Source organism: uncultured Microbacterium sp., assembly GCF_963521645.1.
Taxonomy (GTDB): Bacteria; Actinomycetota; Actinomycetes; order Actinomycetales; family Microbacteriaceae; genus Microbacterium.
This window is the reverse complement of sequence record NZ_CAUQVQ010000085.1, coordinates 1-10,896: the sequence shown is the minus strand read 5'-3', so window position 1 is coordinate 10,896 and position 10,896 is coordinate 1. Positions and strand designations below refer to the sequence as shown.

Sequence of the window (10,896 nt, the reverse complement as noted above, 5' to 3'; positions counted from 1 at the left end):
GTGACTACTTCGCGAGCTGCTCGGCGATGCCCGTGTAGGTCGCGGGGGTCAGTGCCAGCAGACGCTGCTTCGCGGCATCCCCGATCTCGAGGCCCTCGACGAAGGCGGCGAGGTCAGCGGCACCCACGCGGTGTCCGCGCGTCAGCTCCTTGAGCAGCGCATAGGGATCGGTGATCGACGAGCGGCCGGCGACGACCTCGGCGCGGATGACGGTCTGGATCGCCTCTGCGAGCACTTCCCAGTTCACGTCGAGGTCGGCGAGCAGCACGTCGCGCGACAGCGAGATCGCGTTCAGGCCACGGCGCAGGTTGTCGATCGCGAGCAGCGAGTGGCCGAAGGCGACGCCGATGTTGCGCTGCGTCGTCGAGTCGGTGAGGTCGCGCTGCAGGCGGCTGGTGACGAGGGTCTGACCGAGAGACGCGAGCAGGGCGCCCGAGATCTCGAGGTTGGCCTCGGCGTTCTCGAAGCGGATCGGGTTGATCTTGTGCGGCATGGTCGACGATCCGGTCGCTCCCGCGACGGGGATCTGCGCGAAGTAGCCGAGCGAGATGTACGTCCAGATGTCGGTCGCCAGGTTGTGCAGGATGCCGCCGGCGTGACGCACGCGGTCGTACAGCTCGACCTGCCAGTCGTGCGACTCGATCTGCGTCGTCAGCAGGTTGAAGCCGAGGCCCAGGCCCTCGATGTACTCGCGGGAGATCGTGGGCCAGTCGGCGTCGGGATCGGCCGAGAGGTGCGCCGACCAGGTGCCGGTCGCGCCCGAGAACTTGGCGAGGTAGTCGGATGCGGCGATCTGCGCGCGCACGCGCTCGAGGCGCCAGGCGAAGACCGCGAGCTCCTTGCCCATGGTCGACGGGGTGGCGGGCTGCCCGTGGGTGCGCGAGAGCATCGGGGCATCGGCGTGCTCGGCGGCGAGCTCGCGGAGCTTGGCGATCACGGTGTCGAGAGCCGGGAGCCAGACCTCCTCGACGGCGCGCTTGACGGTGAGCGCGTATGACGCCGAGTTGATGTCCTCACTCGTGCAGGCGAAGTGCGTGAGCTCTGCGATCGAGTCGAGACCCAGCGTCGACAGGCGGTCGCGTACGAGGTACTCGATGGCCTTGACGTCGTGCTGGGTGACGGCCTCCTTCTCGGCGAGCCAGTCGATCTCGTCCTGCCCGAAGTCGCGGTAGAGGGCGCGCAGGCGCTCCTTGTCGGCATCCGACAGAGGACTCGTCTCGAAGAGAGAGCGGTCGGTGAGAGCGATCAGCCACTCGACCTCGACCTCGACGCGAGCCCGGTTGAGGCCCGCCTCCGAGAGGAAGTCGGCGAGTCCGGTGACGGCACCGCGGTAGCGGCCGTCGAGCGGGCTCAGGGGCTGCGGCGGGAGCGAGGGCTGGAAAGTCAGGGGAATCCTCCTGATCAGGCCCCGAGATCACGGGGCGTGCGGGGCTGGCGAAGGGCCGGTTCGAGCTGGCGGAACAACCCGCGGGTCGCCGCCTCAATCATACCGAGCACCGAATCGAACATTTCCGGGCCGGCGTAGTACGGGTCGGGCACGTCCTGCGTCGAGGCCGCGGGGTCGAAGGCGAGGAGGAGCGTGACCTTGCCCTCCTCGTCCTCGTCGCGGGCCCACTCGCGCAGGTTCCGTTCGTGCGTGCGGTCGAGCGCGACGACGAGATCGTTCTCCGCGAACGACGCGAAGGTGAACTGCTTGGCGCGGTGCAGAGATCCGTCGTAGCCGCGTCGCGCGAGCGAGTCGAGGGTGCGGTGGTCGGCCTGCTCCCCGAGGTGCCAGTCGCCCGTGCCCGCGCTGCGCGAGACGATGCGCGAACCCAGCCCCTGGCGTTCGGCGAGGTCACGGAAGACGACCTCCGCCATGGGGGAGCGGCAGATGTTCCCCGTGCAGACGAAGATCACGCGAAAGGGATCCGGGGATGGCACTGTTCCATTGTGCAGGTCGACGGCTGATCGCGCGACGCGGAGTTGCTCGGCACGGCCCACCGGTTCTGCACATTCGGGCCCGCACGGGGTGCACTCACGCACGCCGGGGGCGGGGCGGGAGTCGCCCGCGCACGGCGAGGCGGATCCCGGATGCTGAGCGCATGAACTCCATCGCACTGTTGCAGATGTCCGCGGCCGAGGCCGAGTGGGCGAAGACCCAGGCCGGCCGCGAGCTTCGCTCGGCCGTCGAGGCGCTCGACGATGCGCGAGCATCGCTGAGCTCGCTGGCCGCCGACACGGCGTGGCGATCCGCTGGCGTGCGCGCGATGCACGACGCTCTCGGCGACTACGGGCGGCGCGCGCGGGCCGAGGCGTCCGAGACGCGGGGTCGCGTGGCGGAGGTGGCCGGGATCGACCTGTCATGAGCGGCATCGATATCGATCACGGCGGTGTGATCTCGGTCGATCCCGATGTGCTGCGCGAAATCGCACGACGCACCGATGTCGTCGCCGGGCGGTTCGACCATGCGCACGACTCCCTGGCGCGGGCGTACCGCGTCATCGTCGACGCACCGGGGTTCAGTGCCGAGGTCGACACCGTCGAGTTGTGGGCATCGGGCGAGCGGGTGGCTCGCCTGCGCACGGAATGCCGCGAGACCGCGACCAGCACGCTGCTCATGGCCGACGTCTACGAGTACGTCGAGTTGAAGGCGGAGGCCGCGATGCTCTCCCAGACGGATCCCGCCGCGTCGCGACGGTTGATCCTGCAGGCGGATCGTCTCGCCCAGAGCGATGAGCGCATCCCCGACATGGCGGCTGAGCTCGAAGCGCAGTGGCAGCTCGACAGGTTCCGGGGGCTCCTCCCCGTGCCGTTCCTGCCCCTGGCAGCAGGTCCCTTTTTCGCGGCCGCGGTGGCGGCGGGCGTGCGCTCAGGTCTCGGCAAGGTGACTCCGGGCGAGACGCTGAAGGGCAGAGCTGACCCGGTGACGGTGACGCCTGTCAAGACGTCGACACCGTCCGCCGCCCCGGGGAGCCTCGCTACGGCGCTGAAGCGCATGCCGACCGCCACCGGAGCGCAGGTTGCGGTCGAGAAGTACACATTCCCCGACGGACGCACGAGATTCGTCGCCTACGTCAAGGGGACCCAGTCTGTGGGGGTGGGGGGAGCGGAGCCGTGGGACATGAAGTCGAACATCGAGCTCTACCAGGGGCAGCGGTCAGCCTCGTATCAGGCCACGATCGACGCACTCGAGGCGGCGGGAGCGGGGCCCGGCGATGTGGTCGACGTCGTCGCGCATTCGCAGGCCGGAATGGTGGCCGCGCATCTCTCGATGGAGAGCGAGTTCGATGTGCAGATGCAGATCACGGCGGGCAGCCCTGTAGAGCCGACGCTCGATGACGACCAGACCCTCGTGCAGATCCGTCACACCGACGATCCCGTGTCGGAGCTCTCAGACGGATCTGCGGAGGGCACAGGGTCGGACGACAGCTTCACGGTGTCGCGGGAGGCTGATCCCGGGGTCTCTCTCGGTGACTTCCGGATGGATCAGCACTCCCTCGAGACGTATACCGAGACAGCCGCGATGGCCGACGCGTCCGGGGATCCGCGGGTCGACGAGCTCGACGACTTCTGGGCGGGGCTCGCACGCGCCGAGACGATCGAGCGCACCGAGTATCACGCCGAGCGCGTGCAGGACCACCCGTGAGGCGCCCGGGCTACCGCCTGCGAGCAGGCCTGAAGGCCAGGGTCAGTCGCGGCGGGCCGGCTTGCGCTGTGGACGCAGGACGAAGCCGAAGACGCCGTTGATCAGGGAGATGATGAGGGCCGCGAGCACGCCCCACCAGAAGCTGCCGACCGTCAGACCCCAGCCGAAGCCGCTCGTGATCCAGGCGGTGAGCCACAGCAGGAAGCCATTGATGACGAACCCGATCAGACCCAGCGTGATGATGTACAGCGGGAAGGCGACGATCTTCACGACCGTGCCGATGATCGTGTTCACCAGGGCGAAGATCGCCGCGACCGCGAGGAGGGTGAGCACGAGCTGCAGAGTCTCACCGGGCGCGAAGGCCCGGATCTGCACCTGCAGGGCGGGGATCAGCGTGACGACCCACAGGGCGAACGCGTTGACGACGACTCGGATGATGAAGCGCATGGTCAGGCCAGTCTCCCACGAGGGTGCCGCGATGTCAGTTCGAGGGCGATCGGCCGCTACCGGATGTGTGCACGGATCACTTCTGCGATCTCGTCGAGGGTGATCCGACTCTGCGCCACGTCGAGAACGAGGTCGAACGCTTCGTCGTCGGTGAAGGTCAATTCGTATCCATTGAGGCGGATGAAGATGAACGTGAGGTACAGCGACAGACGCTTGTTCCCGTCGAAGAGCGAGTGGTTCTGCGCCACAGAGCTGATGAGCGCTGCCGCCTTGGATTCGAACGTGGGATAGGCATCGACCCCGAACATCCCAGCGGAAGGACGAGCGAGAGCGGAGAACAGCAGTCCCTCATCGCGAACGCGGAGCCCGAGCTTTGCAAGCAGGGCGAGCGCCTGCTCAGGCTCGACGTACTCAGTCACGGGTCACGCGTCTTCGAGTCGCTTGAGGGTGTCCGCGTAGCGTGCCGCCACCTCGTCGGCGATCGAGAGCACTCGGTCGGTCTTCGTCTCGCTGTTCGCGAATCTGGTTGCCGCTTCGATCAGGATCGTGTGCTTCGATGTGTGGCGCGCGCGTGCGATCTGCTCGAGCTGTGCATCGAGTTCTTCCGGAAGTCTCACGGTCATTGCCATACCAAAATGGTACTACCGTCGATACGTCGTCGCCAGGGAGGCCGCTGATCCTAGACTCATCACTGTGACCGACCCGATCCTGCCGCGCATCCGTCCTGCCATCGCCGCCCTGGCGCCCTACCGCCAGGGGAAGCAGGCGGGATCCGACGCCTTCAAACTGTCGAGCAACGAGAACCCCTTCGAACCGCTGCCGTCGGTCGCGGCAGCACTGCAGCGCACGACTCCGATCAACCGGTACCCCGACGCGACGGCCGGGCGCCTGCGCGCGCGTCTCGGCGCCCGCTATGCGGTCGAGGCCGAGCAGGTGCACGTGGCCGCCGGGAGCGTGTCGATCCTGCAGCAGCTGATCCTCGCCACGGTCTCGGTCGGCGACGAGGTGGTCTACGCATGGCGGTCGTTCGAGGCGTACCCGAGTCTGCCGCTCGTCGCCGGAGGCACGGGCGTGCAGGTGCCGCTGACCTCCGACGCGCGCCACGACCTCGACGCGATGGCCGCAGCGGTCACGGACCGCACGCGCGCGATCATCCTCTGCACGCCGAACAACCCGACCGGCCCGATCATCACGAGCGACGAGTTCGCGACGTTCGTCGAACGGGTTCCCGCCGACGTCCTGATCATCCTCGATGAGGCCTACGCCGAGTTCGTGACCGCACCGGGGGCGGTCGACGGTCTCGCCGAGCGCGTCTTCGAGCGGCATCCGAATGTCGTCGTGCTCCGCACCTTCTCGAAGGCCTACGGTCTCGCGGGCCTGCGCATCGGCTACGCGATCGGGAACGAGAAGGTGCTCGATTCGGCGCGCACCACGGGCATCCCGCTCTCGGTGACCTCGGCGGCCGAAAACGCGGCGATCGCGAGTCTCGACGCCGAGAACGAGCTGCTCGAGCGCGTCGCCGTGATCGTCGAGCGCCGCACCCGCTTGGTCGAGGGCCTGCGGGCGCAGGGCTGGGACGTGCCCGACGCTCAAGGCAACTTCATCTGGCTGCCGACCGGCGACCGCACCGACGAGGCCGCGGCGGAGTTCGTCGCGGGCGACCTGGTCGTGCGGCCCTTCTCGGGCGACGGCATCCGCATCTCCGTCGGCGAGGAGGAGTCGATCTCTCGCGTGCTGGAGGTCGCGGCGGGTCTCGTGCGCTGACCGGCCGACGGCCCAGGACGCCCGATTTTCCGGGCTCCGGGCAGATACAAGGGCCCCCTAGGTATGCGTGACCTGGCATGCGGGCGCGGGTAGCGTGGGGTCGTGACATCGCCCGACACCGAACTCGTCCGCGTCCTGCAGAAGGACGGCCGTTTCGCCCCCAGCCCGGCTGCCGAGAAGTACCTGCCGCTGATCGAGGCGATCAGCGATGCAGAGCTCGAGCAGTTCTTCCGCGACATGGTCACGATCCGCGCGATCGACACGCAGGCGACCAATCTGCAGCGTCAGGGTCAGCTCGCGCTGTGGCCGCCGAGCCGCGGGCAGGAGGCCGCTCAGGTCGGCTCGGGCCGTGCCGCTCGGGCGCAGGACACGATCTTCCCGTCCTACCGTGAGCACGCGGTGACGCGCATCCGGGGTGTCGATCCGCTCGACATCATCAAGCTCATGCGCGGTGTCTCGCACGGCGGCTGGGACCCCACCGACCCGAAGAACGGCAACACGCGTCTGTACACGCTCGTGCTCGGTTCGCAGGTCCTGCATGCGACCGGCTACGCGATGGGACTGAACTTCGGCGACCGCAGCGGCACCGGCGACGTCGAGAAGGACGAGGCCGTGATCGTCTACTACGGCGACGGCGCATCGAGCCAGGGCGACGTGCACGAGGCGATGGTCTTCGCCGCCAGCTACCAGGCGCCCACCGTCTTCTTCCTGCAGAACAACCACTGGGCGATCTCGGTACCCGTGTCGACGCAATCGCGCGTCCCGCTGGTCGAGCGCAGTGCCGGATACGGCATCCCGAGCATCCGCGTCGACGGCAACGACGTGCTCGCCAGCTACGCCGTGTCGCGGGTCGCCCTCGACGAGGCCCGCAGCGGGCAGGGGCCGCGCGCGATCGAAGCCGTGACCTACCGTCTCGGCGCGCACACCACCAGTGACGACCCCACCAAGTACCGCGGCTCCGACGAGGAGCAGTCGTGGGCCGAACGTGACCCGATCGACCGCATGCGGGCGTTCCTGGAGAACAGGGGAGCGTCGGCGCAGTTCTTCGCCGACGTGGACGCGGAGGCCGCTGCCGCGGCCGAAGACCTGCGCTCGCGCTCGGTCGAGCTCGGACCGCCGACGGTCGACAAGATGTTCGACCACGTCTACAGCGAGCCGCATCCGCTGATCGCGGAGCAGAAGGCCTGGCACGCGCGCTACGAGGCATCGTTCGAAGGAGACGCCCGGTGACTCTCGAGACCCTGCCGTTCAGCAAGGCCCTCAACGCAGGTCTGCGCAAGGCCATGGAGGACGACTCCACGGTGCTGCTCATGGGGGAGGACATCGGCAAGCTCGGTGGCGTCTTCCGCGTGACCGAGCATCTGCAGCGCGACTTCGGCGACCGCCGGGTGCTCGACACCCCGCTCGCCGAGTCGGGCATCGTGGGCACCGCGATCGGGCTGGCGATGGCCGGGTTCCGTCCCGTCATCGAGATCCAGTTCGACGGGTTCGTCTTCCCCGCGTTCGACCAGATCACGACGCAGCTCGCCAAGCTCACGAATCGCCACGAGGGCGCGCTGAGTCTGCCGATCGTCATCCGCATCCCGTACGGCGGCCACATCGGCGCGGTCGAACACCACCAGGAGAGCCCGGAGGCGTACTTCGCGCACACGCCGGGACTGCGTGTCGTCTCGCCGTCGACGCCGAACGACGCGTACTGGATGATCCAGGAGGCCATCGCCTCGAACGACCCCGTGATCTTCATGGAGCCGAAGAGCCGGTACTGGACGAAGGGCGAGGTCGAGCTCGATGCCTCCGCCGCGCCGCTGCACGCGTCGCGCGTCGTGCGCACCGGCTCCGACGTCACGCTCGTCGGGCACGGCGCCATGGTGACGACGCTGCTGCAGGCCGCGGCGCTCGCCGAGGCCGAGGGCACGAGCTGCGAGGTCGTCGATGTGCGCTCGCTGTCGCCCATCGACTACGCGCCCATCCTGAACTCGGTGCGCAAGACCGGACGCATGGTCTACGCGCAGGAGGCACAGGGTTTCACGAGCATCGGCAGCGAGGTCGCCGCGACCGTCATGGAGCGCGCGTTCTATGCTCTCGAGGCCCCCGTCCTGCGCGTCTCGGGCTACGACACCCCGTTCCCGCCCGCCAAGCTCGAGGGCGTCTACCTGCCCGACGCCGACCGCATCCTCGAGGCCGTCGACCGTTCGCTCGCCTACTGATCTCCCCCTGATCTCACCGTTCCGAAAGGACCGCTCATGAGCACGCAGAACTTCAACCTCCCCGACGTGGGCGAGGGACTGACAGAAGCCGAGATCGTGGCGTGGAAGGTCGCGCCCGGTGACACGGTCGCGATCAACGACGTCATCTGCGAGATCGAGACGGCCAAGTCGCTCGTCGAGCTGCCGTCGCCGCACGCGGGCGTCGTCGGCGAACTGCTCGCCGCAGAGGGCACGACGGTCGAGGTCGGCTCGCCGATCATCACGTTCGTGACGGATGCGCGCGACGACGCGGGACCCGGCGTGATCGCGACCGCCGAGGCGCCGGCACCCGAAGAGGGCGGCGGGTCGGTGCTCGTGGGCTACGGCTCGGGCGGTGGCGCCACGTCTCGCCGCAAGCGTCCGGCCGAGCGCCCGGTGCGCTCATCGGTCGGCGTGATCGCCAAGCCGCCGATCCGCAAGCTCGCCCGCGACCTGGGCGTCGACCTCACGACGGTGACCCCGACCGGCGCCGACGGCGAGGTCACCCGCGACGACGTGATGACGCATGCGTCGCAGGCGAGTGTGTTCCGCAACATCGAGACGCCCGAGTGGGGTGCCGTGCGGGAGGAGACCGTGCCCGCACCGCAGCCCGCGCCCGCAGGGCTCGCTCGCGGGCTGTCGCCGGCACCGGCATCCGCGCCCGGTCAGAGCGACGATCGCACCGAGTCGATCCCCGTCAAGGGCGTGCGCAAGGCCACGTCGTCGGCGATGGTGCAGAGCGCGTATTCGGCCCCGCACGTCACGGTGTGGAAGGAGATCGACGCGAGCCGCACGATGGAGCTCGTCAAGCGCCTCAAGGCCTCGCCCGACTACGCCGACATCCGCGTCTCGCCGCTGCTCATCATGGCGCGCGCCGTCATCTGGGCCGCCCGTCGCACTCCGATGGTGAACGCCGCGTGGATCGAGACCGAGAGCGGCGCCGAGATCGCGGTGCGCCACTACGTGAACCTCGGCATCGCCGCCGCCACGCCTCGGGGTCTGCTCGTGCCGAACATCAAGGACGCGCAGGACCTCAGCATGAAGGACCTCGCGCGCGCCCTCAACAGGCTCACCCTGACCGCCCGCGAGGGCAAGACGAGCCCGGCCGACCAGCAGGGCGGCACGATCACGATCACCAACATCGGTGTGTTCGGGATGGATGCCGGCACGCCGATCATCAACCCGGGCGAGGCGGGCATCGTGGCCATGGGCACGATCAGCCAGAAGCCCTGGGTCGTCGACGGCGAGGTGCGTCCCCGCTGGGTCACCACGGTCGCCGGGTCGTTCGACCACCGCGTGATCGACGGCGACGGCATGAGCCGGTTCATCGCCGACGTGGCATCCGTGCTCGAGGAGCCCGCGCTGCTCGTGGAGTGATCCGGGCGACCGGGGATACAGTGGCAGCAGCACCGCGACGACCGACCCCCACGAGAACGGACTGCAGCGGATGAAGATCGAACCGACGCCCATCACGCTCGGAACCTCCGGCCTCGGCCGGCATTCGGAGCCGGGATCCGCCGAGGAGAGGGCTGCCGTCGAGGTGGCCATCGACCTGCTCACCAGCAGGCACGGGTTCATCGACACCTCGAACAACTACGCGGGGGGACGCTCCGAGGCCGTTATCGGGATCGCACTGCGCGAGCTCGGCACGGACGGGTCGCGGGTCATCTCGAAGGTGGATCAGGACCCCGATACCGGGGCTTTCGACCGTGACCGCGTGCTCCGCTCGTTCGAGGAGACGACCGCCCGGCTCGGCGTCGATAGGCTCCCCCTGCTGCACCTGCACGACCCGTACTCGGTGTCGTTCGAGGAATCGATCTCGATCGGCGGTGCGGTGCAGGGTCTCATCGAGCTCCGCAACGCGGGCGTGGTCGACGCGATCGGCGTCGCGGCCGCTCCCATCCCGCTGATGGCGAAGTACGTCGAAACGGGCGTGTTCGACGCCGTGCTGATCCACAATCGTTTCACCCTCGTGGATCAGTCGGCCGAGCCCGTGTTCGCCGACGCCAAGGCCCGGGGGATGACGGTGTTCAATGCGGCCCCGTTCGGTTCGGGTCTGCTCGTCAAGGGACCGCATCCGGGCGCGCAGTACGACTATCGGCCCGCGGGCGAGGAACTGCTCGCGTGGACCGAGAGGCTGCAGCGCCTGTGCGCGGAGCACGGAACGTCGATGGCCGCCGCCGCGCTGCACTATTCGCTGCGGTCGCCGCTGATCGACTCCACCGTCGTCGGGGTGTCGTCGCCGCACCGTCGCGAGCAGCTCGACGAGCTGGAACAGACCGAGGTTCCGGATGCGCTGTGGGACGCCGTCGCGACCCTGGGCCCGGCGCCCTCCCCGGTGGACGACAGCGACTACGCCTGACGCAGCTGGGCGAGGGTCGTGAGCTGAGCGGTGTCGGGATCCCAGCGCCGCACGCTGTGGGCGTGAGCCCGGATGTCGCCGCCGATCACCTCGAGCGCCGCGGCGATATCGCCGACGCGCAGCCGGCGGGCGAGGGCGACGTGCGGCATCCACTCGCCGGGCGCGGTGTGCGGCGCATCGACCCCCGACCCGACGGCGGCGAGGATCGTCTCGCGGAGGCCGATCAGCTCCGCGCTGGGAACGATGCTGCGGGCCAGCACGCGGCGCTCTCCGGTGCCGAAGAGCAGCGGAGCGCCCAGCGTGATCGGGAATGACGGAACACCGGTCAGGACGCCCGGGTCGAGCGGGGCCAGGTCGACGCGTGCGACCAGCGTGATGTGCGGGCGGTTGCTCGTCGAGGTGTGTCCGGCCAGGCTCGACAGTCCGCGGGCCGCGAGCGCCTCCCACTCGGCCCGGATCGCGCTCTCGGC

13 protein-coding genes are annotated in these 10,896 nt (G+C 69.0%); 7 read left to right on the top strand and 6 right to left on the bottom strand.

Annotated features, from left to right (window positions below; all coding sequences use genetic code 11):
* Positions 1–4 precede the first annotated feature (4 nt).
* Together purB and RWO82_RS13375 are read right to left on the bottom strand one after the other, a co-directional pair.
* Positions 5–1,387, bottom strand: coding sequence for an adenylosuccinate lyase (gene purB, locus RWO82_RS13380; RefSeq protein WP_314427925.1), 1,383 nt, complete (start codon positions 1,385–1,387; stop codon positions 5–7).
* A gap of 14 nt (positions 1,388–1,401) precedes the next feature.
* Complete coding sequence (locus tag RWO82_RS13375) at positions 1,402–1,923, bottom strand: low molecular weight protein-tyrosine-phosphatase (protein WP_314427923.1); 522 nt, start codon at positions 1,921–1,923, stop codon at positions 1,402–1,404.
* A 161-nt stretch (positions 1,924–2,084) separates the two neighbouring features.
* On the opposite strand from RWO82_RS13375, the gene RWO82_RS13370 reads away from it, so the two are divergent.
* Positions 2,085–2,348 carry a hypothetical protein gene (locus RWO82_RS13370; protein ID WP_314427921.1) on the top strand — a complete coding sequence of 88 codons (264 nt, stop codon included), beginning with the start codon at positions 2,085–2,087 and terminating at the stop codon, positions 2,346–2,348.
* Positions 2,345–3,628: a hypothetical protein gene (locus tag RWO82_RS13365; protein WP_314427919.1), complete on the top strand. Its 1,284-nt coding sequence runs from the start codon at positions 2,345–2,347 to the stop codon at positions 3,626–3,628. Before RWO82_RS13370 ends, RWO82_RS13365 begins: the two co-directional genes overlap by 4 nt.
* A gap of 42 nt (positions 3,629–3,670) precedes the next feature.
* Here RWO82_RS13365 and RWO82_RS13360 read toward each other — a convergent pair whose 3' ends face one another.
* Genes RWO82_RS13360 through RWO82_RS13350 form a run of 3 tightly spaced genes read right to left on the bottom strand, consistent with a single transcriptional unit; the run spans position 3,671 to position 4,704 of the window.
* Entirely contained in the window at positions 3,671–4,075 is a 405-nt protein-coding gene (locus RWO82_RS13360; RefSeq protein WP_314427918.1) for a phage holin family protein, read from the bottom strand.
* A 56-nt stretch (positions 4,076–4,131) separates the two neighbouring features.
* Complete coding sequence (locus RWO82_RS13355; protein ID WP_314427916.1) at positions 4,132–4,494, bottom strand: type II toxin-antitoxin system death-on-curing family toxin; 363 nt, start codon at positions 4,492–4,494, stop codon at positions 4,132–4,134.
* 3 nt (positions 4,495–4,497) lie between these two features.
* The gene (locus RWO82_RS13350; RefSeq protein WP_314427914.1) at positions 4,498–4,704 is read right to left on the bottom strand and encodes a ribbon-helix-helix protein, CopG family; all 207 of its coding nucleotides are present in this window, start codon (positions 4,702–4,704) and stop codon (positions 4,498–4,500) included.
* Between the two features lie 64 nt (positions 4,705–4,768).
* On the opposite strand from RWO82_RS13350, the gene RWO82_RS13345 reads away from it, so the two are divergent.
* From RWO82_RS13345 to RWO82_RS13325, 5 genes are all read left to right on the top strand, one after another.
* Complete coding sequence (locus RWO82_RS13345) at positions 4,769–5,839, top strand: histidinol-phosphate transaminase (RefSeq protein WP_314427913.1); 1,071 nt, start codon at positions 4,769–4,771, stop codon at positions 5,837–5,839.
* A 102-nt stretch (positions 5,840–5,941) separates the two neighbouring features.
* Entirely contained in the window at positions 5,942–7,069 is a 1,128-nt protein-coding gene (locus tag RWO82_RS13340; protein WP_314427912.1) for a thiamine pyrophosphate-dependent dehydrogenase E1 component subunit alpha, read from the top strand.
* A complete protein-coding gene (locus RWO82_RS13335; protein ID WP_314427910.1) occupies positions 7,066–8,046 on the top strand; it encodes an alpha-ketoacid dehydrogenase subunit beta in 981 nt (326 codons plus the stop codon). The genes RWO82_RS13340 and RWO82_RS13335 overlap by 4 nt, the downstream gene beginning before the upstream one ends.
* A gap of 36 nt (positions 8,047–8,082) precedes the next feature.
* Positions 8,083–9,441 (top strand): dihydrolipoamide acetyltransferase family protein, encoded by a 1,359-nt coding sequence (locus RWO82_RS13330; RefSeq protein WP_314427909.1) that lies wholly within the window; start codon positions 8,083–8,085, stop codon positions 9,439–9,441.
* Between the two features lie 70 nt (positions 9,442–9,511).
* Complete coding sequence (locus tag RWO82_RS13325) at positions 9,512–10,426, top strand: aldo/keto reductase (protein ID WP_314427908.1); 915 nt, start codon at positions 9,512–9,514, stop codon at positions 10,424–10,426.
* Here the strand turns inward: RWO82_RS13325 and RWO82_RS13320 are convergent.
* Positions 10,417–10,896 (bottom strand): 2'-5' RNA ligase family protein (locus RWO82_RS13320; RefSeq protein WP_314427907.1); only part of this gene is annotated, 480 nt, incomplete at its 5' end. The two genes, RWO82_RS13325 and RWO82_RS13320, sit on opposite strands and share 10 nt — an antisense overlap.